The organism is Planococcus plakortidis, assembly GCF_001687605.2.
Taxonomy (GTDB): domain Bacteria; phylum Bacillota; class Bacilli; order Bacillales_A; family Planococcaceae; genus Planococcus; species Planococcus plakortidis.
Genome location: NZ_CP016539.2, coordinates 1,810,995 through 1,836,077, shown reverse-complemented (window position 1 = coordinate 1,836,077; position 25,083 = coordinate 1,810,995). Strand labels below are relative to the sequence as shown.

31 protein-coding genes are annotated in these 25,083 nt (G+C 50.2%); 30 read left to right on the top strand and 1 reads right to left on the bottom strand.

The window, feature by feature from the left end; all coding sequences use genetic code 11:
- The first annotated feature begins 11 nt into the window (after positions 1 to 11).
- The 29 genes from prsW (at position 12) to BBI15_RS09200 (ending at position 23,720) form a co-directional block, all read left to right on the top strand.
- On the top strand, positions 12 to 686 hold the full coding sequence (gene prsW, locus BBI15_RS09340; RefSeq protein WP_068869309.1) for a glutamic-type intramembrane protease PrsW: 675 nt from the start codon (positions 12 to 14) through the stop codon (positions 684 to 686).
- A gap of 145 nt (positions 687 to 831) precedes the next feature.
- Positions 832 to 1,512, top strand: coding sequence for a (d)CMP kinase (gene cmk / locus BBI15_RS09335; protein WP_068869308.1), 681 nt, complete (start codon positions 832 to 834; stop codon positions 1,510 to 1,512).
- Positions 1,509 to 2,096: a lysophospholipid acyltransferase family protein gene (locus BBI15_RS09330; protein ID WP_068869307.1), complete on the top strand. Its 588-nt coding sequence runs from the start codon at positions 1,509 to 1,511 to the stop codon at positions 2,094 to 2,096. Before cmk ends, BBI15_RS09330 begins: the two co-directional genes overlap by 4 nt.
- A 72-nt stretch (positions 2,097 to 2,168) precedes the next feature.
- Positions 2,169 to 3,314, top strand: a complete 1,146-nt coding sequence (rpsA, locus tag BBI15_RS09325) for a 30S ribosomal protein S1 (protein WP_068869306.1) — start codon at positions 2,169 to 2,171, stop codon at positions 3,312 to 3,314.
- A gap of 21 nt (positions 3,315 to 3,335) precedes the next feature.
- On the top strand, positions 3,336 to 4,370 hold the full coding sequence (fni, locus tag BBI15_RS09320; RefSeq protein ID WP_269466043.1) for a type 2 isopentenyl-diphosphate Delta-isomerase: 1,035 nt from the start codon (positions 3,336 to 3,338) through the stop codon (positions 4,368 to 4,370).
- A 93-nt stretch (positions 4,371 to 4,463) separates the two neighbouring features.
- The gene (gene der / locus BBI15_RS09315) at positions 4,464 to 5,774 is read left to right on the top strand and encodes a ribosome biogenesis GTPase Der (protein ID WP_068869304.1); all 1,311 of its coding nucleotides are present in this window, start codon (positions 4,464 to 4,466) and stop codon (positions 5,772 to 5,774) included.
- Positions 5,775 to 5,907: 133 nt separating this feature from the next.
- Positions 5,908 to 6,927: an NAD(P)H-dependent glycerol-3-phosphate dehydrogenase gene (locus tag BBI15_RS09310; protein WP_068869303.1), complete on the top strand. Its 1,020-nt coding sequence runs from the start codon at positions 5,908 to 5,910 to the stop codon at positions 6,925 to 6,927.
- An 88-nt stretch (positions 6,928 to 7,015) separates the two neighbouring features.
- Positions 7,016 to 7,219, top strand: coding sequence for a DUF2768 domain-containing protein (locus BBI15_RS09305; RefSeq protein ID WP_058380557.1), 204 nt, complete (start codon positions 7,016 to 7,018; stop codon positions 7,217 to 7,219).
- A gap of 13 nt (positions 7,220 to 7,232) precedes the next feature.
- On the top strand, positions 7,233 to 7,952 hold the full coding sequence (locus tag BBI15_RS09300; RefSeq protein ID WP_068869302.1) for a hypothetical protein: 720 nt from the start codon (positions 7,233 to 7,235) through the stop codon (positions 7,950 to 7,952).
- Between the two features lie 164 nt (positions 7,953 to 8,116).
- The gene (locus tag BBI15_RS09295) at positions 8,117 to 8,389 is read left to right on the top strand and encodes an HU family DNA-binding protein (RefSeq protein WP_068869301.1); all 273 of its coding nucleotides are present in this window, start codon (positions 8,117 to 8,119) and stop codon (positions 8,387 to 8,389) included.
- A gap of 233 nt (positions 8,390 to 8,622) precedes the next feature.
- Positions 8,623 to 9,198: a GTP cyclohydrolase I FolE gene (folE, locus tag BBI15_RS09290; protein WP_068872565.1), complete on the top strand. Its 576-nt coding sequence runs from the start codon at positions 8,623 to 8,625 to the stop codon at positions 9,196 to 9,198.
- Between the two features lie 25 nt (positions 9,199 to 9,223).
- Positions 9,224 to 9,445, top strand: a complete 222-nt coding sequence (gene mtrB, locus BBI15_RS09285; protein ID WP_058380559.1) for a trp RNA-binding attenuation protein MtrB — start codon at positions 9,224 to 9,226, stop codon at positions 9,443 to 9,445.
- Positions 9,446 to 9,520: 75 nt separating this feature from the next.
- A complete protein-coding gene (locus tag BBI15_RS09280; protein WP_068869300.1) occupies positions 9,521 to 10,297 on the top strand; it encodes a heptaprenyl diphosphate synthase component 1 in 777 nt (258 codons plus the stop codon).
- Positions 10,298 to 10,302: 5 nt separating this feature from the next.
- The gene (locus BBI15_RS09275; RefSeq protein WP_068872564.1) at positions 10,303 to 11,001 is read left to right on the top strand and encodes a demethylmenaquinone methyltransferase; all 699 of its coding nucleotides are present in this window, start codon (positions 10,303 to 10,305) and stop codon (positions 10,999 to 11,001) included.
- Positions 11,002 to 11,023: 22 nt separating this feature from the next.
- A complete protein-coding gene (hepT, locus tag BBI15_RS09270; RefSeq protein ID WP_084632813.1) occupies positions 11,024 to 11,998 on the top strand; it encodes a heptaprenyl diphosphate synthase component II in 975 nt (324 codons plus the stop codon).
- Positions 11,999 to 12,084: 86 nt separating this feature from the next.
- A complete protein-coding gene (ndk, locus tag BBI15_RS09265) occupies positions 12,085 to 12,531 on the top strand; it encodes a nucleoside-diphosphate kinase (RefSeq protein WP_058380561.1) in 447 nt (148 codons plus the stop codon).
- Between the two features lie 225 nt (positions 12,532 to 12,756).
- Complete coding sequence (aroC, locus tag BBI15_RS09260; RefSeq protein ID WP_068869299.1) at positions 12,757 to 13,929, top strand: chorismate synthase; 1,173 nt, start codon at positions 12,757 to 12,759, stop codon at positions 13,927 to 13,929.
- A 3-nt stretch (positions 13,930 to 13,932) separates the two neighbouring features.
- A complete protein-coding gene (gene aroB / locus BBI15_RS09255; RefSeq protein WP_068869298.1) occupies positions 13,933 to 15,006 on the top strand; it encodes a 3-dehydroquinate synthase in 1,074 nt (357 codons plus the stop codon).
- Positions 15,006 to 15,389 (top strand): chorismate mutase, encoded by a 384-nt coding sequence (gene aroH / locus BBI15_RS09250; RefSeq protein ID WP_068869297.1) that lies wholly within the window; start codon positions 15,006 to 15,008, stop codon positions 15,387 to 15,389. Before aroB ends, aroH begins: the two co-directional genes overlap by 1 nt.
- Entirely contained in the window at positions 15,386 to 16,474 is a 1,089-nt protein-coding gene (locus BBI15_RS09245) for a prephenate dehydrogenase (protein ID WP_068869296.1), read from the top strand. The genes aroH and BBI15_RS09245 overlap by 4 nt, the downstream gene beginning before the upstream one ends.
- A gap of 14 nt (positions 16,475 to 16,488) precedes the next feature.
- Positions 16,489 to 17,772: a 3-phosphoshikimate 1-carboxyvinyltransferase gene (gene aroA / locus BBI15_RS09240; RefSeq protein WP_068869295.1), complete on the top strand. Its 1,284-nt coding sequence runs from the start codon at positions 16,489 to 16,491 to the stop codon at positions 17,770 to 17,772.
- Positions 17,773 to 17,856: 84 nt separating this feature from the next.
- A complete protein-coding gene (locus BBI15_RS09235) occupies positions 17,857 to 19,110 on the top strand; it encodes a tetratricopeptide repeat protein (RefSeq protein WP_068869294.1) in 1,254 nt (417 codons plus the stop codon).
- Between the two features lie 14 nt (positions 19,111 to 19,124).
- Complete coding sequence (locus BBI15_RS09230) at positions 19,125 to 19,688, top strand: ReoY family proteolytic degradation factor (protein WP_068869293.1); 564 nt, start codon at positions 19,125 to 19,127, stop codon at positions 19,686 to 19,688.
- A gap of 4 nt (positions 19,689 to 19,692) precedes the next feature.
- Entirely contained in the window at positions 19,693 to 20,145 is a 453-nt protein-coding gene (locus BBI15_RS09225; protein ID WP_068869292.1) for a YpiF family protein, read from the top strand.
- 140 nt (positions 20,146 to 20,285) lie between these two features.
- Complete coding sequence (locus tag BBI15_RS09220) at positions 20,286 to 20,789, top strand: QcrA and Rieske domain-containing protein (RefSeq protein WP_068869291.1); 504 nt, start codon at positions 20,286 to 20,288, stop codon at positions 20,787 to 20,789.
- Positions 20,790 to 20,810: 21 nt separating this feature from the next.
- A complete protein-coding gene (qcrB, locus tag BBI15_RS09215; protein ID WP_068869290.1) occupies positions 20,811 to 21,485 on the top strand; it encodes a menaquinol-cytochrome c reductase cytochrome b subunit in 675 nt (224 codons plus the stop codon).
- 36 nt (positions 21,486 to 21,521) lie between these two features.
- Positions 21,522 to 22,304 (top strand): menaquinol-cytochrome c reductase cytochrome b/c subunit, encoded by a 783-nt coding sequence (locus tag BBI15_RS09210; protein WP_068869289.1) that lies wholly within the window; start codon positions 21,522 to 21,524, stop codon positions 22,302 to 22,304.
- 60 nt (positions 22,305 to 22,364) lie between these two features.
- A complete protein-coding gene (gene lhaT / locus BBI15_RS09205) occupies positions 22,365 to 22,973 on the top strand; it encodes a lipoprotein heptaprenylglyceryl N-acetyltransferase LhaT (protein WP_068869288.1) in 609 nt (202 codons plus the stop codon).
- Between the two features lie 63 nt (positions 22,974 to 23,036).
- Positions 23,037 to 23,720, top strand: coding sequence for a zinc metallopeptidase (locus BBI15_RS09200; protein WP_068869287.1), 684 nt, complete (start codon positions 23,037 to 23,039; stop codon positions 23,718 to 23,720).
- Positions 23,721 to 23,776: 56 nt separating this feature from the next.
- Here BBI15_RS09200 and BBI15_RS09195 read toward each other — a convergent pair whose 3' ends face one another.
- A complete protein-coding gene (locus tag BBI15_RS09195) occupies positions 23,777 to 24,640 on the bottom strand; it encodes a YitT family protein (RefSeq protein ID WP_068869286.1) in 864 nt (287 codons plus the stop codon).
- A 102-nt stretch (positions 24,641 to 24,742) separates the two neighbouring features.
- Between BBI15_RS09195 and BBI15_RS09190 the strand changes: the two genes are divergently transcribed.
- Positions 24,743 to 25,081 (top strand): nucleotide pyrophosphohydrolase, encoded by a 339-nt coding sequence (locus tag BBI15_RS09190; protein ID WP_068869285.1) that lies wholly within the window; start codon positions 24,743 to 24,745, stop codon positions 25,079 to 25,081.
- Positions 25,082 to 25,083: the final 2 nt, after the last annotated feature.

Here is a 25,083-nt window from a genome sequence, read left to right as displayed (position 1 = left end):
GGAGGGCGCCTATGTTGGAGTTGTTGACGGTGGCGATTGCGCCAGGGCTCGCATTGTTCAGTTATTTTTATTTGCGTGATCAATTTGCAGGAGAACCGTCTAAGCTGATCTTCCACTGCTTTCTATACGGCGCCCTTCTGACGTTCCCGATATTATTTATCCAGTATGTGTTTGAAGCAGAGAATGTATTCCAAAACGTTTTCGTGAAATCGGTCTTGTTCTCGAGTTTACTCGAGGAGTTCTTCAAGTGGATTGTCCTGTTTGTGGCCGTTTTCCACCATATCGACTTTGAAGACCCATATGACGGGATTTTATACGGTGCCAGTTTATCGCTCGGTTTCGCCACGGTCGAAAACATCCTCTATCTGCTCGAGTTCGGGCTTGGCGCAGCTTTCCTGCGGGCATTCCTTCCCGTATCGAGCCATGCCTTGTTCGGTGTCGTCATGGGCTATTATTACGGGAAGGCGAAATTCACCGAAAGAAGGGAAAGCAAATGGTGGCTCGCAGCAGCTCTGTTTGCTTCAACGTTGTTGCACATCGCTTACAACGCTTCGCTTTATGCCAACGATAACCTATTGTACGGCGCAGTCCCATTCATGCTGTTCTTATGGTGGTTCGGATTGCGGAAAGTCCGCCAAGCCCACCAATTATCGGTCAGCCATTACCATAAGCATACGCCACATTAAGAGCAAGAGCCTTCCGTCGGGGGCTTTTGTTTTTTTGTTGCCGAGGAGTGGATCCGGATCTATTCTGAAGGCACTGTTATTTTGCCCGAAACCTTCGCCGGGAATGTGATAAAATGAAATCATTACATAAGATGAGGTGACAGTTTTGACAAAAGCGATACAAATCGCGATCGACGGGCCGGCCGCTGCCGGCAAGAGCACGATCGCTAAAATAGTGGCAGAGAAATTAGGATATATTTATATCGACACCGGCGCGATGTATCGCGCCATTACACTGAAAGCTTTGGATTCCGGCATCAACCTGGCGAGCAATGAAGAAGCCGGCGCGTTGCTCGAGGAGACCGAAATCGATTTGATTCCAGTGGAAGGCGGGCAGAAAGTGCTGCTTGATGGTCAAGACGTGTCGGAGGCAATCCGCTCCCAGTACGTGACGAAGGCCGTATCGGAAATGGCTGCGCATGAATTGGTCAGAAAGCGCATGGTCGAGCTCCAACAGAAATTGGCGGAAAGCCGCGGCGTCGTGATGGATGGCCGCGACATCGGGACACATGTCCTGCCAGGCGCTGCCCTGAAAGTATTCATGTCCGCCACGGTCGAAGAACGCGCAAGGCGCCGTTTCGAGGAAAATAAAAAACGCGATATCCTGACGCCGCTTGTTGAGCTCCAGGAGGAAATCGCCATGCGCGATAAGATGGATTCCGAGCGTGAGGTGGCGCCTTTGAAGCAAGCGGAGGATGCCGTGTACCTAGACACGACGCCGCTGACGATTGCCGAAGCGGCGGAAGCCATCTTGAAATTAGCGGAAGAGAGGCTGATGGCGTCATGAATTTGTATGCAGTAGGAAAAACACTTGTGAAAACGGCACTGAGCCCGCTATACCGCTTCCAGGTCAGCGGCATCGAAAAATTCCCGAAAACGGGCGGTGTGCTTCTGTGCAGCAACCATATCCATGCGCTCGACCCTCCAGTAGTCGGCATGACCGCACCGAGAACCGTCCATTTCATGGCGAAAGAGGAATTGTTCAAAGCCCCGGTGCTCGGTTCGATCCTGCCGAAAGTCAACGCGTTTCCGGTAAAACGCGGCATGAGCGACAGGGAAGCGCTAAGGACGGCGTTGAAGCTGCTAAAAGGTGGCGAAGTCGTCGGGCTGTTCCCGGAAGGCACGCGTTCGACTGACGGCGTTTTGAAAAAAGGTTTGAGCGGCGCCGGTTTTTTTGCGCTTCGAGGCAATGCAGATGTCATGCCATGTGCCATCATCGGGCCGTATAAACCGTTTAGAAAAGTGAAAGTGGTATACGGCGACCCGATCCTGATGGGCCCTTATCGGGAACGCAAAGCTTCAGCTGAAGAAGTGACGGAAGCCATCATGGCCAGTATTCAAAAAATTCTGGATGAAAACACCCAAAAATAAGTGATTATTTTTGTTTTTATTAGAGAATTCGAATAAAATAGAAGTTGGATAGTTTGTGAAGGAGGGCTACTTATGTCAGAGGATATGAATTTGATGGAAAACCGTGACTTCCAAACAGGAGATCGCGTAAAAGGAAAAGTCGCCAAGATCGAGGAAAAAGCGGTAACGGTGACAATTGACGGAGCTCCGTTCGACGGGATCATCCCAATAAGCGAGTTATCGAGCCTCCACATCGAAAAAGCTTCAGACTCGGTCCAAGAAGGGGACGAGCTTGAATTGATCATCACGAAAGTGGAAGACGAGAACTTTGTGTTGTCGAAACGCAAAGTCGATGCCGAATCCGCTTGGGACGATCTCGAGAAGAAATTCGAATCCGGTGAAATCATCGAAGCTGAAGTGAAGGACGTCGTTAAAGGTGGCTTGGTCATCGACCTGGGCGTGCGCGGTTTTGTGCCGGCTTCACTCGTGGAAGATTATTTTGTCGAATCTTTTGAGGACTACAAAGGCCGTGTCATGACCTTTAAGATTGTCGAAATGGAAAAAGAGAACAACCGCTTGATCCTTTCCCACCGTGCTGTTGTGGAAGGTGAAAAAGAATCCAAGAAAGAACAAGTGATGGATTCAATCAATGCCGGAGACGTGCTTGACGGCAAAGTCCAGCGCATCGCATCATTCGGCGCATTCGTCGATATCGGTGGGGTGGACGGGCTTGTCCACATTTCCCAACTGTCACACGAGCATGTCGACAAAGTATCGGATGTCGTGACGGAAGGCCAGGAAGTGAAAGTCAAGGTGCTTTCTGTTGACCGTGACTCTGAACGCATCTCGCTGTCGATCAAGGATACTTTGCCGGGGCCATGGGATGCCATCGACGAAAAAGCGCCAAAAGGCTCAGTCCATAAAGGGACAGTCAAGCGTTTGGTCAGCTACGGTGCATTTGTTGAAGTGCTTCCGGGAGTAGAAGGCCTTGTGCACATTTCGCAAATCGCGCATAAGCACATCGCTACGCCTCATGAAGTGCTTCAGGAAGGCCAGGAAGTTGAAGTGAAAGTGCTGGAAGTCAACAAAGAAGACAAGCGTTTGTCACTCAGCATCAAAGAGCTCCAGGAAAAAGAAGCGGAACAGGATTTCTCCCAATACGATATGCCGGAAGAAGCATCCGGATTCTCCATCAGCGATGTCATCGGTGATAAATTAAAAGGATTCAAATCCGAATAAATGTCACGGGCAAAAAGAAAGATGGATCATATCAATTATGCACTGTCCACAGGGCAATGCCGGGCCACTTGGCTCGACTGCGTCCGTTTTGTCCATCAGGCGTTGCCGGGCACCGGCGTCGCCGATGTATCATTGGAACCGAAAACAGGTGATTTGAACCTAAAATCACCTGTTTTTATTAATGCCATGACCGGGGGCGGCGGTTCCGAGACTTTGCAGCTGAACGCCATGCTTGCGCGTGCTGCAAAAGAAACGGGAATTGCGATGGCTGTCGGTTCGCAGATGGCTGCCTTGAAAGACAAGAATGAGCGCGAAAGCTATCAAGTCGTCCGGAAAGAAAATCCTCAAGGGATCATCTTCGGCAATCTCGGGAGCGAAGCGACAGTTGAACAAGCGCTTGAAGCGGTTGAAATGATCGAAGCCGATGCGTTTCAGGTGCATTTGAATGTCGTACAGGAACTGACGATGCCAGAAGGCGACCGCGAGTTCCGCGGAGCGCTGGAGCGCATTGGGAGGATTGCGGAAGAGCTGGATGTGCCGGTCATCGTCAAGGAAACCGGCTTCGGCATTTCACAGGAAGCCGCCGAGGCGCTTGCGGGGACCCAGGTATCGGCCATCGATGTGAGCGGCTTCGGCGGCACCAATTTTGCAAGCATCGAAAATGAGCGCAGGAAACGCAAGCTGGCTTATTTCGAAGACTGGGGCATCCCGACAGCTGCGGCTATCGTCGAATGCCGCCAAGGTTTCGGCGGCACCGTATTGGCTTCAGGAGGGCTTCAGGATGCCGGCGACCTGATACGTGCATTCCGGCTCGGCGCAGATGCTACAGGCATTGCCGGCAGCTTCCTGAAGCATGCGGTCAGCCTTGGGGAAACCGGCTTGATCGAAGAGATCGAAGGCCTGCATGAAGATTTACGCATGCTCATGACGGCGCTCGGTGCCCGCACAATTGAAGACATCCGCACGAGCCCGGCTGTTATCAGCGGAGAATTGCTTTCCTACCTGCAGCAGCGCGGCTATGAGACGGGACATTTTGCCGCTCCATCGAAAAACTGAATATTGGACAATTTAAGGGGATGGACATTATTCAGATGCCATCCCCTTTTTCGTGTATAATAGGCTTATCAGAAGTGGAAGGATGAATTAATTATGTCAAAACCGGTAGTAGCAATTGTTGGCCGGCCGAATGTAGGTAAATCCACGATTTTTAATCGCGTGGTCGGGGAACGTGTTTCCATCGTGGAAGATATTCCAGGGGTTACGCGTGACCGCATCTACAGTTCGGCGGATTGGCTGACGCATGAATTCAACATCATCGATACAGGGGGCATCGACCTGAGCGACGAGCCGTTCCTTGAACAGATTCGCAGCCAGGCAGAAGTGGCCATGGAAGAAGCGGACGTCATCATTTTCCTCGTCAATGGGCGGGATGGAGTGACGGAACAGGACGAGCAAGTAGCGCGAATCCTCTATCGTACAAAAAAACCAGTGGTGCTGGCTGTCAATAAAATCGACAACCCCGATATGCGCCACATGATCTATGATTTCTATTCTCTGGGGGTTGGAGAACCATACCCGGTTTCGGGGTCTCACGGCCTTGGCCTTGGGGATCTGTTGGATGAAGTGGCGAGACATTTCCCGAAAGAAGACGAAGAGGAATACCCGGACAATGTCATTAAGTTTTCATTGATCGGGCGTCCCAATGTCGGGAAATCATCTTTGGTCAACGCATTCCTCGGGGAGGACCGTGTCATCGTCAGTGAAGTGGCTGGGACGACGCGCGATGCTGTGGATACGCAATATGAATTCGACGAACAGCCTTACGTCATCATCGATACAGCGGGCATGCGGAAAAAAGGGAAAGTGTATGAAAGCACTGAAAAATACAGTGTGCTTCGCGCCTTGCGTGCGATTGAACGTTCCGACGTCGTTTTGGTTGTCCTTAACGCCGAAGAAGGCATACAGGAACAGGACAAGAAAATTGCAGGCTATGCCCACGAGGCAGGGAAAGCGATCGTGATTGTCGTCAATAAATGGGATGCCCTGAAAAAAGATGACAAGACCATGAATAAATTCACGCAGCAAATCCGCGAGCATTTCCTGTTCCTGGATTATGCGCCGATCATTTTCGTTTCTGCACTTAGCGGTCAGCGTGTGCATAACATTCTTGAAATCATCAACCGCGTCAATGACAACCATTCACGCCGTATCCAGTCGAGCATACTCAATGAAGTAATCGAAGATGCCGTGGCGATGAACCCGGCACCGTCCGATAAAGGACGCCGCCTGCGGCTTTACTACGTCACTCAAGTGGCAGTTAAACCGCCGACTTTCGTTGTATTCGTCAACGACCCGGAATTGATGCACTTCAGCTATGAGCGCTTCTTGCAGAATCGCATCCGGGAAAGTTTCGATTTCGAAGGCACACCGCTGCGCTTGATTACCCGTGCGCGCACATAAACGCTTCAATCAGCAAATGTCTCCGTTTCTTTGCTGAAGCTTCATTGATCCAATCGGGCTTTAAAGACCCTCATGCTCCCACTTGAAGAGGTGGGAGTTTGTTGTCTTAGAGCGGTATAAAGGAGAGATAAAGATGGAAAAAGTTACTGTATTTGGTGCAGGGAGCTGGGGAACTGCGCTCAGTTACGTGCTGGCGCAAAATGGCCACGATCTTCTGGTATGGACCCATCGGGAAGAGCAGGCGGCTGAGATCAACCGGCATACGAATGAACGCTACCTGAAAGGGGTCCGCTTGCCGGATACCTTGAAAGCGACAGCTAAGCTCGATGAAGCGGTGGCGCACGCCGATATTTTCGTGCTGGCCGTACCGACCAAGGCGATCCGCGAAGTATCGCGGGATATCCGTGAACGGATGACGAAAAAAGCCTTGTTTGTCCATGTGTCAAAAGGCATCGAACCGGATTCGCTTAAGCGGATCAGCGAAATGATCCGGGAAGAAATTCCAGCCGAGCTGATCGAGGAAGTGGTCGTTTTGTCCGGGCCAAGCCATGCGGAAGAAGTCGTCCAGGAGCATCCGACGACCGTCACCGCAGCATGCGAAAACACAAAAGCGGCGAACCGCATCCAGGATCTGTTCATGAACTCCTATTTTCGGGTCTACACGAATACTGATGTAATCGGTGTGGAAATCGGCGGGGCTTTGAAGAACATCATCGCTTTAGCGGTCGGGATCACGGACGGCCTCGGCTATGGGGATAATGCCAAAGCCGCCATCATGACACGCGGCCTGGCGGAAATCGCCCGCCTCGGCGTGAAGATGGGCGCAACGCCCCTGACCTTCTCGGGCTTGACCGGCGTAGGCGACTTGATCGTAACGTGCACGAGCGTCCATTCACGCAACTGGCGTGCAGGCAATATGCTCGGAAAAGGGAAAAGTGTCGATGAGGTTTTGGATGAGATGGGCATGGTCGTCGAAGGGATCCGGACGACAAAAGCAGCCCATCAATTGGCTGCAGCATACCAGGTGCCGATGCCGATAACGGAAGCTTTATATGCGGTATTGTTTGAAGGCGTCAAGCCGGAGAATGCCGTGGAAGCCTTGATGGGCAGGATGAAGAAAAATGAAATGGAAGATTTGATCGACTTGCTTTAATTGTCACAAACGGAGGGGCTGCTTGCTGCTGCCCCTTCTTTTTTTATGCTATACTATGGACTGAAACTCGACGAAAGGCGGCTTATTCATGAGTTCTTTGGATAAAATGTGGGTGTCGTTTGCAGGCATCGCTTTTTTGATCATTTCCATGGGGATGATCTACTTGAGCCGATACAAATTGCAAAACGGCATCCTGAAATTTCTATTTGCGCTGATCGCGTACGTCCTGCTGATCCTAGGCTTCTTTATTATGGTTTTCACTGTATTCAGCGGACCGACCGGTGGCGCCTGAGGGGATGGGCATAATGAAAAAAACAACAGTGCTGCTGCTCGCTTTGCTTGCAGCAAGCCTCCTTACGGCTTGTGCATACCCGAGCAGCGAGCGTGCGGAAAATCAGATTCCCTATGAAGATCAGCTGGCTACCGCGCAACAGGCGGTTGAACGCTACCAGGAAGCCAATGGCGGCCTATTGCCGATCAAGACGCGTGATATGGACGTCGACCAATTCATCAAATATCCGATCGATTTCTCCAAGATTGTACCGGATTTCACGGCCGAAATCCCGAGCAATGCATTTGAAGTCGGCGGGATCTATCAGTATGTCTTGATGGATGTGGAAGAAAACCCGACCGTCAAGCTTGTGGACTTACGGGTCGCTGAGGGGATCCGCTCGGTCAACGTCAGGAAGAGCGCAAATGGCGGAAGGGCCCCAATCTCCGAAATCATTGCCGATAATGTGTATAAATTCAACCATGAAGCAATGGGCTTCAATGAAGAGCCGATGGTCCAGAGCCCTTACAGCGGAAAAATGCTGCCGATGGTGATCACGGGACGCGGCGAGGTTTACATCGATTATTCAATCGATTTGTATGAGGCGATCCAGAATTATGATGGCGAACTCGAACAAGGGCAGGATATCCGTTTCATTCTCTACGAAGACAGCCCGGTCGTGCCAGCATATTCACTTCCTTACACGATTGATGAAAATGGCGAGCCCATTTTTTTGACCGAGGAAAAACCCTGATATAGCACGGATTCACTTGAAATCCACATGTTTTTGAAAATATTGGGAGTATTTGGTGGTTTTCTTTGAAATGCGGCCTATTTGTTGTTGCTATGCGATTTTCGTTGTGATACTCTTTTTACAGGATTGATGGCAAGCATCCCCTTTGAGAGGAGGTGAATAGCATGAACAAAACAGAATTAGTGAACTCTGTTGCAGAAGCGGCTGAACTTTCTCGTAAAGATGCTGCGAAAGCAGTTGACGCTGCATTTGAGGCGATTCAAGATGCTCTAACTAAAGGTGAAAAAGTACAATTGATCGGATTCGGTAACTTTGAAGTTCGTGAGCGCGCGGCCCGTAAAGGACGCAACCCACAGACAGGTGCTGAAATCGAGATTGCCGCTAGCAAGGTTCCTGCCTTTAAGCCAGGTAAAGCACTTAAAGACGCAGTGAAATAAGCTTCGGCTATTGTACATAGAATGGCTTTTGCGAGATCTAATCTTGCAGAAGCCATTCTTTTTTTCGGCCCCGTTTTTGCCAATACCCCCCGTAAATGCTACAATTCAGGTGAGAATTGCGGAGCTGCACAAAGCTCTGCAGAAAAGGCGCATGAAACTGCAATGATGTATGGCTGTTTTCAACCGCTGCCCCAATAGAGTGATTTTCTACAGGAGGAAACAATGTGATAGATATGAAAAGCCACAACGTAGATCTGGATAAAATAGAGCAAGCTGTCGGGATGATTTTGGAGGCAGTCGGAGAAGATGTCGGCCGTGAAGGGCTGCAGGATACCCCTAAACGCGTCGCGAAAATGTATGCGGAAGTTTTTGCGGGCTTGAAGGAAGACCCGAAAGAGTATTTTCGCACAGTGTTCCATGAAAACCATGAAGAGTTGGTATTGGTGAAAGACATTCCATTCTATTCCATGTGCGAGCATCATTTGGTGCCGTTCTTCGGGAAAGCGCATATCGCTTATATCCCGCGCGATGGAGTGGTCACCGGCCTCAGCAAATTGGCGAGAGCGGTCGAAACCGTCGCAAAACGCCCACAATTGCAAGAGCGCATCACTTCGACCATTGCCGACTCGATGATGGAAACCTTGAACCCTCATGGTGTATATGTCATGGTCGAAGCCGAGCATATGTGCATGACGATGCGCGGCATCAAGAAACCCGGGTCAAAAACGGTAACGGCTGTCTCGAGAGGGCTATTGGAGACTGACGACATCAAACGTTCGGAAGTCATCACTTATATCAATATGGACTAATAAAATCGAAAAGCAGGTGTAAACAATGGCACAAACTGAATATGTAGTTATCCGTGCACAGGAAGACGGCGTCAACGTCATCGGGCTGACACGCGGCAACGATACGAAATTCCATCATACGGAAAAGCTGGACCGGGGCGAAGTGATGATCGCCCAATTCACCGAGCATACATCGGCGATGAAGATTCGCGGCAAAGCGGAAATCCATTCCGCACACGGCATCATTGAAAGCGACGCGAAAAAATAAGCGTTAATGGTGAAGGCCATAAGGGCATTATGCTATAATATGAGTTATGGCTAACCTATGAATGGAGCAGGCAGTATGAACGGACAACAAATACAATCCAAAATCATCTCCATGGAAATCGACGTACTAAAAGCAGTCCGCCAACGCACGCTAGACCAGTTGACGGAAGGGCCTTATGTCAAAGAGGCACGCCTGTTTTTCTTGCTGCTGCCGTTTTTTAACGGGGAGCAATGGTCGGACAAGATGGAGACAAGCGCCCGGACGGTGGCGATCGTCTACGCTGCATTGCACGCGCATGACCGTGTGAAAGAAGACATGCCCATCAGCAAGGAACAGCAATTGACGGTACTCGCCGGAGATTTTTACAGCGGCATTTATTACCAATTGCTGGCGGAAGGCGAAAATATTGAAATGGTTCAAAAGCTTGCTACGGCGATTATCCAAGTGAGCGAGAAGAAGGCGTCTTTCCATGAACTTGCGATCCAGCAGCCGCAACAAGTGGAAGAAACCGCCTTGGTGATCGAAACGGCTTTATTGAACGCATTCTACGAAGAGAATGGTTTTAGCCATTACAAGCAGCTGATGGAACAATCCTTGCTGTATATCCGGTATACAGAGGAGCTCGAAGCGCTGAGGGATGGGAAGTTCAGTTATGTGCTGCGTTTGCTGAATGAGACGCTGACACATCCGACGTTCATCGAGCGATGGCTCACAGGCCGCTTGGAAATTTTGGGCAACGATATACTGGAATCCATCAACGATTGCGAATTGGGCTTTGAGCTCAAGAATATATTGCTCCACCAAATTATTCCGCATCGGCACAGTGCTGAACCGCTGACGCGAGAAGGATGACGATGATGCAGAAAACGAAAGAACAAAGAGTTCACGAAGTGTTTGAGAAAATTTCCGAAAACTATGACCAGATGAATTCCGTCATCAGTTTTCAGCAGCACAATAAATGGCGGCAGGATACGATGCACAAAATGCAAGTGGCACCTGGCTCGGCATGTATCGATGTCTGCTGCGGCACCGCGGACTGGACGATTGCGCTCGGTGAAGCTGCAGGTCTTACAGGGCGTGTGGTCGGATTGGACTTCAGCCAGAATATGCTGAATGTCGGACATCAAAAGACAGCCCATATGCCCCAAGTGGAATTAGTGCAGGGAAATGCGATGGCTTTGCCGTATCCGGACAATTCCTTTGATTTTGCGACCATCGGCTTTGGGTTGCGCAATGTGCCGGATTACGAACAGGTATTATCAGAAATGCACCGTGTCTTGAAACCGGGGGGCATGATCGCCTGCCTGGAGACTTCACAGCCTGAAAGCTTGCTATTCAAGCCGTTTTTCCGCATGTATTTCCGTTTTATCATGCCGGTATTCGGGAAGCTCTTCGCGAAAAGCTATAAAGAATATTCATGGCTGCAGGAATCGGCAAAGACATTCCCTGGCATGAAGGAGCTTGCGAAGCTCTTCAGTAAAGTCGGTTTCGACAAAGTGAAATATAAACCGTACTCAGGAGGGGCTGCTGCCCTCCATATGGGATTGAAAAAGTAAACAAGCGGGAGAAGGTTATTAAGTGGAAAAGATGAAGTTGAAATTGCTCTATTCCGACCTGAAACCAGAGCTGGAACTGATCGAAAAAGAATTGGAACAGGCAGTGGATTCCGAATCCGTACTATTAAATGATGCTTCTCTTCATTTATTGCAGGCCGGAGGAAAGAGGATCCGCCCTGTTTTTGTTTTGCTTGCAGGAAAATTCGGGAACTATGACGTCGAATTGCTGCAGCGCGTCGCTGTGCCTTTGGAACTTATACATATGGCGTCTCTGGTCCACGACGATGTCATAGATGATTCGGAAATCCGAAGAGGCCGCCCGACCGTCAAATCGGAATGGAATAATAGCGTGGCGATGTATACGGGCGATTTCATCCTAGCAAGGGCGCTGGAACGCATTACAGAAATCGAATCACCGAGAATCCATGACATCCTGTCGAAAACATTGATCGAAGTATGCCGTGGGGAAATCATCCAAATTGAACATAAATACAAGCTCGACCAAAGTTTGCGGGATTATTTGCGGCGCATTAAACGCAAAACCGCCTTGTTGATTTCGTCGAGCTGCGAATTGGGGGCATTGGTGTCGGGGACAGATGAAAAAACCGCCGCGCATTTGCGCCGTTTCGGCTACTTCATCGGCATGTCGTTCCAGATCATCGATGATATCCTCGATTTTACGGCCAGCGACCAGGAATTGGGCAAACCGGCGGGAAGTGATTTTATCCAAGGCAATATTACGTTGCCGATCCTTTTCGCGCGCGGAAACCCCATGATCTACCGGCTGCTTCGCGACAATTTGAACCGGGACATCTCAGATGAGAAGCGCCTGGAAATCGTCCGCACGATCCGCACAAGCGCAGCGGTGGATGAAGCGAAGCGGATGAGTGAACGTTACTTGGAGAAGGCGTTGAAAGAATTGGAACATTTACCGAAAGGGACGGCGACAAAAACGATGCGCAAAATCGCATTCTTCATCGGCAAGCGAAAGTTTTAGTTTCCAGTTGACAAATGTTCGGACAATGATAGTATTTTTTAAGGTGGGCTAAATGCCCGAGCTTTTTAACAGAGGAGTGTTCTATAATGGAAAAAACATTTTTGATGGTAAAACCTGATGGTGTACAACGCAATGTCATCGGTGAAATCGTTTCCCGTTTCGAGAAAAAAGGCTATCATTTGGCAGGTGCTAAATTGATGCAAATCCCGACAGAGCTTGCTGAACAGCATTACGGCGAGCACAAAGAGCGCCCATTCTTCGGCGAACTAGTAGACTTCATCACTTCCGGTCCAGTTTTCGCAATGGTTTGGGAAGGCGAAAACGTCATCTTGACTGCGCGTCAAATGATGGGAGCTACAAACCCGAAAGATGCAGCTCCAGGAACGATCCGCGGCGACTTCGCAGTCACTGTCGGCAAAAACATGATCCACGGTTCCGATTCAGCTGAAAGCGCTGAGCGCGAAATCGGCTTGTTCTTCAAAGAGGAAGAATTGGTATCTTATGAAAAAACAATGAATAGCTGGGTCAACTGATCCGGATTCTGAAAAATGCGGCCGCGCAATCGGCCGCATTTTTTTATTTCAGGAAAGCGATTGGGCATTGTCGCAAAAGCTAAAATGAAAGCGGTTTCTTTTAGTGGCGCGGGTTTGTTGCTATTAGAATGTTTAGTTTTCTTCATATTTAGGATAGAATTGAACAAATGCCATATGGTATAGTGATAGTTAAATACTTTAGCACGTTGAAGGGAGAAAGCGTACATGCGTTATTTAACAGCAGGAGAATCACACGGTCCACAATTGACCGCCATTATTGAAGGGTTGCCGGCACAACTGCCTTTGACGGCGGAAATGATCAATAAAGAGTTGAAACGGCGCCAGGGAGGCCACGGCCGCGGCCGCCGCATGCAGATCGAAACAGATACGGTGGAAATCGTCTCCGGAGTCCGGCACGGGAAGACCTTGGGGTCGCCTGTCGCATTGGTCGTCAAGAACGACGACTGGAAGCATTGGACGAATGTCATGGGCATCGAGCCGATTGAAGAAACCGATGAAGTGAAACGCCAATTGACGCGCCCGCGTCCGGGACATGCTGATTTGAACGGGGGCATGAAATACGGCCACCGTGACCTGCGCAACGTATTGGAGCGCTCTTCTGCCCGGGAAACGACTGTGCGCGTGGCGGTCGGTGCAGTGGCCAAGCAGCTTCTCGCTGAACTTGGCGTCAAGATCGTGTCACATGTGACAGAAATCGGCGGCATTAAAGTCGACCCGGCAAGCTATCTCGGAAAATCGGCAGATGAAATCCGGGACATCGTCGAACAGGATGCTGTCTATTGTGCGGATGCTTCCAAAACGAAAGAAATGACCGATTTGATTGATGCCACGAAGAAAAATGGCGACTCGATCGGCGGCACGGTCGAAGTCATCGTGGAAGGCATGCCAGCTGGGATTGGCAGCTATGTACATTATGACCGCAAACTGGATGCGAAAATCGCGGCTTCTGTCATGAGCATCAATGCATTCAAAGGGGTGGAATTCGGCCTCGGGTTCGAGATGGCACGCCGCCCGGGCAGTGAAGTGCATGATGAAATCGTGTGGAGTGAAGAGAACGGGTATAGCCGCAGCACGAACAATCTCGGCGGTTTTGAAGGCGGGATGACGACTGGCATGCCGATCATCGTACGCGGCGTAATGAAGCCGATCCCGACGCTCTATAAGCCTTTGAAGAGCGTGGACATCGAAACGAAAGAGCCGTTCCAGGCAAGCATCGAGCGCTCGGACAGCTGTGCAGTCCCTGCAGCTTCGATCGTCGCTGAACACGTCGTCGCTTTTGAAGCGGCCAACGCATTGCTCGAACAATTCGACGCGGATCAATTGCCGCGATTGAAAGAAAACATCGAAAGCTATAAAGCCTATACAAAGGAGTTTTAATCCATGAGGGAGTTGCGCGTCGAGACTGAGCATCCATATATAGTGCATATCGGGCGAGGGGCGGTTGGACTGCTGGGGCAGCACTATCGTGATTTGCTCGCTGCAGCCGATCAAGTAGTTGTAATCGCTGACAGCCGGGTAGCTGAATTGCATTTGCCTCAGCTATTCGAAGCGCTGGCTGATTTTCAGCCGAAAGTTTTCCGAGTACCGGCAGGTGAAGAGGCAAAATCCGCTGAAACCTTTATGGATTGCCATAGCTTTTTGCTGACAGAGAATTGCTCGCGCAACACGGTTATTCTCGCATTCGGGGGAGGCGCAGTCGGGGATCTGGCAGGCTTTGTCGCATCAACATTCATGCGCGGAGTGCCTTTCGTCCAGGTGCCGACAACGATCTTGGCGCATGACAGCGCGGTGGGCGGGAAAACCGCTATTAACCACCCGCTTGGCAAGAATATGATCGGAACCTTTTATCAGCCGCATGCGGTTGTTTACGACGCCGATTTTCTTCAAACGCTGCCTGAAAACGAAATCCGCTCTGGGATGGCTGAAGTGATTAAGCATGCGTTCATTTCAAACGAAGGGTGGCTGGATGAACTTTTAGCCTATGAGGATTTAAGCAAAATGTTCGGCCAGGGCCTCGAGGGGCATCTGGAGAAAGGGATTGCCGTCAAATCGGCGATTGTCGAAGAAGATGAATTCGAAGGCGGTGTCCGTAAATTCCTCAACTTCGGCCATACGCTGGGCCATGCCATCGAAGCGCATTTGGGCTATGGCAAACTGACGCACGGCGAAGCAGTCGTGCTCGGCATGGCCTATGCGCTAGAATTATCCGAAAGCCCGCAATTGCCGCGTTTTTTGAACTGGGCGAAAGCGAACCGTTACCCACTCATGCTATTGCTTGACATGCCATTTGATGAACTATTGCCCTATATGAAAAAAGATAAAAAATCGACGGCTGCAGCACTGAACTTCGTCTTGCTTGAAGCAGTGGGCCAGCCGTTTATGGAAACCATCACGGAACAACGAGCGCAAGCGGCTTACGGCAAGCTGAGAAAAACGATCAAGGAGATGATCTGATGATTCGAGGAGTCAGAGGCGCCATCACCATCACGAAAGATGAAGCGCCTGAAATTTTGGAGCAAACGCGCCGCCTGGTCTTGGAAATGGCCAAGGAAAACGGCATCGAACCGGATGAAGTGGCTTCGGTCATCGTGTCGACGACGACGGATATTTCTGCAGCTTTTCCCGCGAAAGCCGTACGCACCATCGAAGGCTGGACCTACGTGCCGGTCATGTGCACACATGAAATGGATGTACCGGGCAGTATGCCATTATGCATCCGTGTCATGATGCATGTCAATACGAAACTTGCCCAGGATAAAATCCAACATATCTACATGAATGACGCTGTAAAACTGCGTCCCGACCTATCGCAAAAAAGCCAGGTGAGCCAAGCGTGAAAACAGAAATCCTCATTATCGGCCTCGGGTTGATCGGCGGATCGCTGGCAAAAGCATTGCAGCGCCATGAAGGTGTTCATGTATCGGGCTATGACGCCGACGCATTGACTGCCAGAAAAGCTTTTAAGATGGGCATCACCCAAAGCGCTCCGCCTTCTCTCGAACAGGCAGCCGCTGCGGCTGATGTCATCATTTTTGCCACACCGGTCGGGGCGACTGTCAAATTAATGGAACAAAGCAAATACTGGGATTTAAAGGAAAATGTCATATTGACGGATACAGGCAGCACTAAAGCACAAATCATGGAAGCTGCTGAAAAACTGGATCACACTTTCATTGGTGGGCACCCGATGGCCGGTTCCCATAAAAGCGGTGTTGAAGCCGCCAAAGAGATGTTGTTCGAAAATGCCTTCTACATCTTGACACCCGGCAAGGAAACCGCAGAGGAAGAGGTCGACAAGCTGATAGCCCTACTGTCTGTCACCAAAGCGAAAATCAAAGTGCTGGAAGCGAAAGAACACGACCATATGACGGCGATCGTCAGCCACTTCCCGCACTTGATCGCCGCTGCCTTGGTCCATCAGCTGGACCGCGAAGAGCAATTCCCCTTTGCGCGTCAGCTCGCAGCGGGCGGTTTTCGCGACACGACGCGCATCGCTTCTGCAAATCCAGATATGTGGCGTGACATCACGACACAAAACAATGAAATGATTGTCGAGCAGCTGGACCATTGGATGGACCAGATGGCGCATTTGCGCGAGATCCTGCAAAACAATGAACCCGAGCCGATTCACCGGTTTTTCGCTAAAGCCAAAAAAACGCGCGATGAATTGCCGGTTGCGGGGCACGGGGCCATGTATTCCGTGTTCGACCTTTACATCGATATTCCGGATGTGCCGGGAATCATTTCGGAGATGACGGGCTATTTGGCGGAAGCCAATATCAGCATCGTCAATTTGAGGATTCTGGAAACCCGTGAAGATGTCTTCGGGATTCTCGTGCTTAGTTTCCAGACAGCGCAAGACCGGGAAAGTGCGCAACGCGTTTTTTCCGAACGCACCGCTTACGATACGTATATCTCCTGAAAGGAATGAAATTCATGTCCAAAACGATCAGCTACGCAAAACCTGCGCTAACGGGCAGCGTTCAAGTGCCTGGGGATAAGTCCATCTCACACCGAGCCATCATGTTCGGTGCGCTGGCACAGGGAACGACGACCATTGAAGGTTTCCTGATGGGAGATGACTGTCTGAGCACCATCAGCTGTTTTCGTTCTCTCGGAATTGATATCCAAATAGATGGCGACCATGTGACAGTGGAAAGCGGCGGACGTAAAGCATGGAAAGAGCCGGATGTCGTATTGGATACCGGAAATTCCGGCACGACGACGCGCTTGATGCTCGGCTTGCTCGCGGGCACGGATTTCCATTCGGTCATGGCCGGGGATGAATCCATCGCCCGCAGGCCGATGAAGCGCATCGTCGAACCCCTACGCTTGATGGGGGCGGATATCCGCGGTCGCGCCAACGGGCATTTCACGCCGCTCGCCATCCAAGGGACAGCCCTTCAGGCGATCGACTATACGATGCCTGTCGCAAGCGCGCAAGTGAAGTCCGCAGTGCTGCTCGCTGGATTGTCGGCACAAGGGACGACGACCGTCCGCGAACCTGTGCCGTCCCGCGACCATACAGAAATCATGCTGAAGCATTTCGGTGCGGACATTACGCGCACTGGAGATGTCATTTCAATGACCGGCGGCCAGGAATTGCGTGCCGCTCACGTCCAGGTGCCAGGTGATATTTCATCCGCTGCATTTCTGATCGGCGCCGCGCTTATTGCTGAAGGCAGTGAAATCGAATTGAAAAACGTCGGGGTTAATCCGACGAGAACAGGCTTGCTGGATGTGTTCGAAGCCATGGGTGCAGACATCCAGGCAACGGGCCATACACCTGAAGGGGAGTTGGCGGCCGATTTAAGGGTCCGCAGCACTTCCTTGACGGGCACTGAAATCGGAGGCGCCGTCATTCCAAGATTGATCGATGAAATCCCGCTCATTGCGCTTGTGGCGACGCAGGCTCAAGGGAAGACTGTCATCCGCGATGCGGAAGAATTGCGCGTCAAGGAAACCGACCGCATCCAGGCGGTCGTCACTGAGCTGAAAAAACTCGGTGCCGATATCGAAGCGACGGAAGATGGGATGGTCATACAAGGCCCGACTCCATTGAATGGCGCGGAAATGAAGAGTTACGGCGATCACCGTCTCGGCATGATGGCAGCAGTCGCTGCGCTCATTGCCGACAGCCCCGTGACGATTGATGACCCAGGATGTATTTCGATCTCCTATCCGAACTTTTTTGAACATCTGGATAAGCTGGCGCAATAACTCTCCTTCGGGGGAGTTTTTATTATGCTAGAATGATGGTTTCGTGTACGATAACTATATAACGGCAAAGAATAGGTGATGCAAATGGCAACTTTACAAAATATCCAAGAAGCGGTGCAGGCGGGAGATACGGCTGCACTTGACGCAATGCTCGAACAGTATTTGCTGAAAGGCGATCCCGACGAACAATATGCAGTCATGGAATGGCTGCAGGAGATCGGCTTTATCGAGGAGGCGCTGCGTGTCGTGGAACATCTTCAGTATATGTTTCCGGAAGAGGCGCAATTGCGTGTCGACCGTTCCAAACTGCTGATCGATGCCGACCGTGAAGATGAGGCACTGAACGAGTTGATGGCGATTCCCAAAGATGATGAACTATACCCTCAAGCACTCGTTACATTAGCGGATCTGTTTCAGCTGCAAGGCCTTCTCGAGGCAGCGGAATTGCGCCTGGATGAAGCGATCGGGCTGATGCCGGACGAACCGCTCCTGCAGCAGGCAAAAGCGGAACTTTTGCTCGACTCCGGGCGCTACTTGGAGTCTGCGCGGATCTATCAGGAATTGGAAAGCCGCAATGTCAAGATCGAGGGCGTCAACTTGAGCGAGCGCTTGGCTGAAGTCTATAGCGCCGGTGCGGCTTACGAAGAAGCTTTGCCTTATTATGAGCGTGCGCTGGAAGACGAAGCACAGCCAGATGTATTATACGGCGCTGCATTTGCCGCTTTCCAGGCGAAACAATACGAACTGTCGGTAAAGCGGCTCGATGAACTTTTGGATGCCGATCCCGATTACTTCTCTGCCTATTTATTGAAAGCGCAATGCTTCAATATGTTGGAAGACTATAAACGTGCTTACGATGCCATCAAGGAAGGGCTCGCGCGTGATGAGCTCGACAAGGAATTGTATTTGTTCGCTGGCAAACTCGCGTTGAAGCTGGGTAAAGGCGAAGAAGGTGTCGAAATGCTCCGTCAGGCGATCGCGCTCGATCCCGAATATATGGAAGCTCTTTACGCATTAATCTCTTATTTCCATACAGAAGAACGGGATGAAGAATTGCTTGAACTCGCCTCGATGGCTGTCGAAAGCGGCAACGACTGGCATGCACTTTATCCTATGATCGCCAAGGCTTATGACCGGACAGAACAATTCGGAAAAGCCTTGGAGTATTACGAAAAAGCCCATCCGGCATTTTCCGATGATCCTGAATTCCTCGAATCCTACGCCTTATTTTTAGTGGAAGAAGGGAAACGCGGCCGCGCTCTCGAAATAATCAAACAGCTGCAAGCGCTGGAACCGGAAAACCCGCAATGGTTCGATTGGCTCCAATCGTTTGAATGAAAGGGGGAGACGGTATGACTGCATCTGTTTCTGTAGGCGAGAAAAAACAATTCGTCCGCTGGTTCCTCGGGTCCTATAAGATGAAAAGGCGCGAATGCATATGGATTCTCAATTATTTGCTGAGCAACGATGAATTGCTGGAGAAGACGCATTTTGTGGAAGAAGCGCATTATTGCCCCCGTGCCATGGTCATGTCGACTACTGAATCGAAGGAAGTCCCATTCCAATTCTATAAAGGGAAGCTGATGACTGCCGATGCCGAAAAGTCTTTCCACGACCTTAGGCTCCATCCCGATGAACCTTTATATGTGCAATTGAATTTCCCGAGCATCCCGCCAGCACCGCTATATCTCGCGGTGCTGGAAGAAAACCCGCATATGCCAAAAGGGGCCGCAATCAGCGAACAGGACCGGTTGCTTGCCGAAAGGGTACTGGATGAAAGTTTATCGTCCTACCAGGAAGAAACGATCCTCAAAAAAATCGACGAAGCGCTGGACGCAGGGGACAAAGAGCGGTTCTTCGAACTGTCTGCCCTGCTGTCAGCGGTGAAATCGGCTAAAAAAATGGAGAGTGACTGAAGATATGCATTTTAACAGCAAAGACATCGATTTATATGATAGCCAAAAAGACTATGTCGATACTGCGGTCGTCCCGTTGATCGAATTAAACCTGACTGCTTCCGGCATGAAGGCGAGTGCCGGGGCATCTGAATATTTGCAGTCCTTAACCGTTATATTGGAAAAGCAATTCAAAGGGCGGATCCTTTTGCTTCCGCCTATTTCTTATGTCCGGGCGGCAGACCGAACAGAACTGGGCGGACAATTGAAAAAAGAGCTTTCGGAAACGGGATTCAAGCACGTTTTTTACTTGACCACAGACCCCAAATGGCGTTCTGTCGAGGAATTGGACAATGTTTTATGGCTGCCGGCCATCCCGACCGGGGATATGGACCAGTCTTTCAAGAAATCGGTCATGGAAGACCAGTTGCGCCAGGTGCTGCCGCTGTTCACGAAAGAATGGACACATCATTCATGAAATGTTCACAAACTGTTCTAATAGACTGAATGCAATATTGACCTTAAGTTTTGATTGATATATCATTAGGTTGTCCTAGTAATTATATTTGAATGAGTATGTCCATTGGACTGACCTTGAATGTTAGAGGGGGGAAAAGAATGAGTAATAATCGTGTATCACGACGCCAATTCCTGGGTTACACACTGACTGGTGTAGGTGGTTTCATGGCAGCGGGAATGTTAATGCCGATGGTGCGTTTTGCAGTCGATCCAGTATTGCAGCAACATGACGCTGGGGACTATGTCTTGACTGACCAGGCTGTTGCCGATATCACAGAAGAGCCTGTACGTGTCGACTTTACATTTGAACAAGTGGACGCATGGTATACATCTGAAGTCACGAATTCTGCATGGGTGTACAAAGAGGGCGACAAGCTAATCGCGCTTTCACCTGTCTGCAAACACTTGGGATGCACAGTCAACTGGGGCGGGGACCCAGAACAGCCAACACAGTTCTTCTGCCCGTGCCACGCTGGACGCTATGAGAAAAACGGCCAGAACATTCCAGGTACGCCACCGCTCGGACCTCTTGATGAGTACGACGTTCAGGAGCAGGATGGTTTTGTGGCCATCGGACAAGTAAAACCAAATACTTTAGTTTAATAGTTAGGGGGTACGACACCAGTGCTAAACAAGTTATATGATTGGGTAGACGAGCGATTGGACATCACGCCGATCTGGCGCGATATTGCAGACCATGAAGTACCGGAACACGTTAACCCCGCACACCACTTTTCAGCATTTGTCTATTGTTTCGGAGGGCTGACGTTCTTTATCACAGTCATCCAGATCCTGTCTGGCATGTTCCTTACCATGTATTACGTGCCGGATATCGAAAATGCTTGGCAGTCGGTTTATTATCTCCAGAATGAAGTCGCTTTTGGGGAAATCGTGCGTGGGATGCACCACTGGGGAGCTTCTTTAGTCGTAGTTATGATTTTCCTTCATACGCTGCGCGTATTCTTCACAGGGTCTTATAAGAAACCTCGTGAGCTCAACTGGATAGTCGGCGTTATGCTGTTTGGCGTAATCCTCGGCCTATCTTTCACAGGTTATTTGCTTCCATGGGACATGAAAGCATTGTTCGCAACAAAAGTTGGGATTGAAATTGCAGCTTCTGTACCGGTGATCGGCGAAACGATCAAGATTTTGCTTGCAGGGGATTCAACGATCCTTGGGGCACAAACTTTGACTCGCTTCTTCGCGATCCACGTCTTCTTCTTGCCTGCTGCTTTGCTTGGGTTGCTCGCAGCACACTTTATCATGATCAGAAGACAAGGTATTTCAGGACCGTTGTAATTCATCCTTGACCAAGGATTTTAAGGAGGGGACACTATGCACCGCGGAAAAGGGATGAAATTTGTAGGGGATTCACGTGTTCCGAGCAAAGAGTTCAGGAAACCGAATATCCCGAAAGATTACTCCGAATATCCTGGCAAAACAGAAGCCTTCTGGCCGAACTTCCTTCTAAAAGAATGGATGATCGGTTCTGTCTTCCTGATTGGCTATCTGCTCTTGACTGTCGCCCATCCATCGCCTCTTGAAGGCCAGGCTGACCCGACAGACACGGCTTATATTCCATTGCCAGACTGGTATTTCTTGTTCTTATACCAATTATTGAAATATGAATTTGCGTCCGGACCGTTCAACATCGTCGGCGCAATCATCATACCGGGCCTTGCGTTCGGTGCCTTGATGCTTGCTCCGTTCCTTGACCGTGGACCGGAACGCCGTCCGTCCAAACGCCCATTGCCGACAGGCTTTATGCTTTTGGCGGTCGCATCCATCGTCTTCCTTACTTGGGAATCCGTCGCTAACCATGACTGGGAAGCAGCGGCTCGCCAAGGGGAAATCACGGAAGAAGTGGAAATCGATACAGCGGATCCTGGATATGAAATCTATTCCGCTTCTGCATGTATCAGCTGCCACGGCGACAATTTGGAAGGGGCAGTCGGGCCGAGCTTGATCGGAACTGGCCTGTCACCAGAAGAAATCGCTGAAATTGCCGTGAACGGTATCGAAGATGGGGGCACTCAATTAATGCCGCCATCATGGGATGGTTCAGAAGAAGACCTTCAAGTCATGACAGAGTTCATCTCTGGCCTTGAAGCCGAATAAACTTACAGAAAAAGAGCCGGGAAACCGGCTCTTTTTTTCTGCACAGGAAAGGGAGATTGGATGGTGGAGTTCGCGGCAAAAATTTCTGCTTGGCTGATGTTCCGGCCGTTTTTGATATTGCTGTTCTTCATAAATTTGGGTGGTACGGTCTATGGGTACATTTGGTACAGTTGGCAATTGCGCATCACGGAGCCGATATTCCTGATATTTGTGCCCGACAGCCCGACGGCCAGCCTGTTTTTCACGATTGTCCTCGGCCTATGGATCATCGGCAAGCACAATTCACTCATCGAAGCGCTCGCTTTTGTCACCTTGATCAAATATGGATTGTGGGCTGTCGTCATGAATTTATTGACGCTGCTGCATACCGGGTCGATCGGCTGGCTTGGCTGGATGCTCGTCGTTTCCCATTTTGCCATGGCGCTGCAAGCTGTGTTGTACTTTGAGCATTACCGCTTCGGATATCTGTCTGTAGCACTCGCCGCAATCTGGACTTTACATAACGACGTCATTGATTATGTGTTTGGGCAGATGCCGATTTACTCGAGCTTAAGCGAATTTAGCGCACAAATCGGTTATTTCACGTTCTGGCTGTCGATTGCCTGCATCGTGTTCGCATGGTTCACGGCGTCACAGAACCGCCACCTGGAACCACGGCGTATCAGTTGACCAAAAGTCAGAAAAACAAGTAAAATGGACATATAGAAACACAAAGAGAGGTTGATCAATAAAATGGGATTGAGCGGCTATATAATTTATTTTATCGTCTTGTTGATTGTGCCGATTTGGGCTCAAATGAAGCTGAAAAGCACATACAAGAAGTATTCCAAAGTACGGTCGACTTCCGGCCACACAGGTGCTGAAGTGGCGCGCATCATTCTTGACCAGAATGGCTTGAGCGATGTAAAAGTCGTGGAAAGCCGCGGCATGCTCAGCGACCATTACAACCCGATGACGAAAACGGTTGCTCTCAGCAGCCATAACTACCATGAACCATCGGTAGCCGGCACGGCTGTTGCTGCACACGAAGTCGGGCACGCGATCCAGGATGCAACGGATTACTCCTTCCTGCGTTTCCGCCATCGCATGGTGCCGATGGTCAATATTTCATCGAATATGTCGTGGATCTTCATCATGATCGGGATTTTCGCCCAAATCAGCGGCGCCATGTTGATCGGGATTGCGCTGCTGGCGGTAGGCGTATTATTCCAGTTGGTGACTTTGCCGGTCGAATTCAACGCATCGAACCGCGCGATGGACCAGCTATTGTCGCATAATATCATCCGCAACGAAGAAGAACGGCACGCTAAGAAAGTATTGAACGCTGCAGCAATGACGTATGTAGCAGCAACTGCTGTTGCTGTGATCGAACTTGCTCGCCTGATCTTGATCTATACGAGCATGGAACGTTCATAATAAGGAAACGGGCGGGAAAAGCGAATGCTTTTCCCGCCCGTTTCTTTTTGGCCATGCTAAAGGGGCTGTTTTTGTTCATCGAGCGTGAATCCCTCGCCCATTACGTCATGCACCTCGATCAACGAGACAAATGCGTGCGGGTCGACTGAATTGACAATGTTTTTCAGCCGGATGAGTTCGTTGCGTGCGACGACACAGTATAGGACTTCACGTTCTTCCTTGGTGAAGTGGCCATAGCCCCGGAGAATGGTGATGCCGCGATCCATTTCGATGGCGATACGGCTCGCAATTTCTTCCTGCGAGTTGGAGATGATCAATGCGCCGCGTCCGGAGTAGGCCCCTTCCTGCACAAAATCGATGACGCGTGCGCCGACGAAGACCGCGACGAGCGTATACATCATGGAACGGTAGTCAAGGAAGGTCAGCCAGGACAGCAGGATGACCAGGGCATCGAAGAGAAACATCGTCTTGCCCATGCTCCAGCCGAAGTATTTCTGGACGAGCCGTGCGATGATGTCGACCCCGCCGGTCGTCCCGCCGTAACGGAAGATGATGCCAAGGCCCATCCCGACAAAGACGCCCGCAAACAATGCGGCAAGGAACAAGTCATCTCGCAACGGGATTTGGACTTCATAGATTAGGAAAATTTTCAAGAATGCAGAAACAGCGACCGTGCCGATGATTGTGTAGAGAAACACTTTGCGCCCGAGCAGTTTCCAGCCGATAAAGAATAAAGGGATATTCAACAACAGGTTCATCAATGCCGGATCCCAATTCCAGAGGAAATACAGGATTAGCGTAATCCCTGCGAAGCCGCCTTCCCCGAGCTCATTCTGGATATTGAAATGGACAAAGCCGAAACTATAGATTGCTGAGCCGAGAAGGATGAAAAAGATATTTTTCAATTGCAGGTCTTTCATAATAAAGCAGCCTCCCTATTTTGTCGTCAACTTCTGTATTATCTGCCATAATGCCGCTTTTGACAACAACCCCTGTTTTCTTTACGATTGAATGGGAGTGTGATGGTAGTGAACGCAGATAAAAGCATGAGGCAATTGCAGCAAGAAGTGGACCGCCATATCGGGCAGTTCAAGGAAGGGTATTTTGCGCCGATGGAGATGCTTGCGCGGATGACGGAAGAACTCGGGGAACTCGCGCGTGAAGTCAATCACGTGTACGGGCCGAAAAAGAAAAAAGAGACAGAGGCCGAAAGATTGATCGAAGAGGAAATGGGCGATGTGCTGTTCGTCTTGATCTGCATGGCCAATTCCATGGACATCGATTTACAAAAAGCCCATGATGGGGTCATGGAAAAATTCCGTACCCGTGATAAAGACCGCTGGACAAGAAAGGAAGAATAATG

Excerpts from the sequence above, each read along its gene's own strand:
- prsW (WP_068869309.1), top strand. The coding sequence starts at position 12 with ATGTTGGAGTTGTTGACGGTGGCGATTGCGCCAGGGCTCGCATTGTTC.
- BBI15_RS09330 (WP_068869307.1), top strand. The coding sequence starts at position 1,509 with ATGAATTTGTATGCAGTAGGAAAAACACTTGTGAAAACGGCACTGAGC.
- rpsA (WP_068869306.1), top strand. The coding sequence starts at position 2,169 with ATGTCAGAGGATATGAATTTGATGGAAAACCGTGACTTCCAAACAGGA.
- fni (WP_269466043.1), top strand. The coding sequence starts at position 3,336 with ATGGATCATATCAATTATGCACTGTCCACAGGGCAATGCCGGGCCACT.
- der (WP_068869304.1), top strand. The coding sequence starts at position 4,464 with ATGTCAAAACCGGTAGTAGCAATTGTTGGCCGGCCGAATGTAGGTAAA.
- BBI15_RS09310 (WP_068869303.1), top strand. The coding sequence starts at position 5,908 with ATGGAAAAAGTTACTGTATTTGGTGCAGGGAGCTGGGGAACTGCGCTC.
- BBI15_RS09305 (WP_058380557.1), top strand. The coding sequence starts at position 7,016 with ATGAGTTCTTTGGATAAAATGTGGGTGTCGTTTGCAGGCATCGCTTTT.
- BBI15_RS09300 (WP_068869302.1), top strand. The coding sequence starts at position 7,233 with ATGAAAAAAACAACAGTGCTGCTGCTCGCTTTGCTTGCAGCAAGCCTC.
- BBI15_RS09295 (WP_068869301.1), top strand. The coding sequence starts at position 8,117 with ATGAACAAAACAGAATTAGTGAACTCTGTTGCAGAAGCGGCTGAACTT.
- folE (WP_068872565.1), top strand. The coding sequence starts at position 8,623 with ATGAAAAGCCACAACGTAGATCTGGATAAAATAGAGCAAGCTGTCGGG.
- mtrB (WP_058380559.1), top strand. The coding sequence starts at position 9,224 with ATGGCACAAACTGAATATGTAGTTATCCGTGCACAGGAAGACGGCGTC.
- BBI15_RS09280 (WP_068869300.1), top strand. The coding sequence starts at position 9,521 with ATGAACGGACAACAAATACAATCCAAAATCATCTCCATGGAAATCGAC.
- BBI15_RS09275 (WP_068872564.1), top strand. The coding sequence starts at position 10,303 with ATGCAGAAAACGAAAGAACAAAGAGTTCACGAAGTGTTTGAGAAAATT.
- ndk (WP_058380561.1), top strand. The coding sequence starts at position 12,085 with ATGGAAAAAACATTTTTGATGGTAAAACCTGATGGTGTACAACGCAAT.
- aroC (WP_068869299.1), top strand. The coding sequence starts at position 12,757 with ATGCGTTATTTAACAGCAGGAGAATCACACGGTCCACAATTGACCGCC.
- aroB (WP_068869298.1), top strand. The coding sequence starts at position 13,933 with ATGAGGGAGTTGCGCGTCGAGACTGAGCATCCATATATAGTGCATATC.
- aroH (WP_068869297.1), top strand. The coding sequence starts at position 15,006 with ATGATTCGAGGAGTCAGAGGCGCCATCACCATCACGAAAGATGAAGCG.
- aroA (WP_068869295.1), top strand. The coding sequence starts at position 16,489 with ATGTCCAAAACGATCAGCTACGCAAAACCTGCGCTAACGGGCAGCGTT.
- BBI15_RS09235 (WP_068869294.1), top strand. The coding sequence starts at position 17,857 with ATGGCAACTTTACAAAATATCCAAGAAGCGGTGCAGGCGGGAGATACG.
- BBI15_RS09230 (WP_068869293.1), top strand. The coding sequence starts at position 19,125 with ATGACTGCATCTGTTTCTGTAGGCGAGAAAAAACAATTCGTCCGCTGG.
- BBI15_RS09225 (WP_068869292.1), top strand. The coding sequence starts at position 19,693 with ATGCATTTTAACAGCAAAGACATCGATTTATATGATAGCCAAAAAGAC.
- BBI15_RS09220 (WP_068869291.1), top strand. The coding sequence starts at position 20,286 with ATGAGTAATAATCGTGTATCACGACGCCAATTCCTGGGTTACACACTG.
- BBI15_RS09210 (WP_068869289.1), top strand. The coding sequence starts at position 21,522 with ATGCACCGCGGAAAAGGGATGAAATTTGTAGGGGATTCACGTGTTCCG.
- lhaT (WP_068869288.1), top strand. The coding sequence starts at position 22,365 with ATGGTGGAGTTCGCGGCAAAAATTTCTGCTTGGCTGATGTTCCGGCCG.
- BBI15_RS09200 (WP_068869287.1), top strand. The coding sequence starts at position 23,037 with ATGGGATTGAGCGGCTATATAATTTATTTTATCGTCTTGTTGATTGTG.
- BBI15_RS09195 (WP_068869286.1), bottom strand. The coding sequence starts at position 24,640 with ATGAAAGACCTGCAATTGAAAAATATCTTTTTCATCCTTCTCGGCTCA.
- BBI15_RS09190 (WP_068869285.1), top strand. The coding sequence starts at position 24,743 with ATGGTAGTGAACGCAGATAAAAGCATGAGGCAATTGCAGCAAGAAGTG.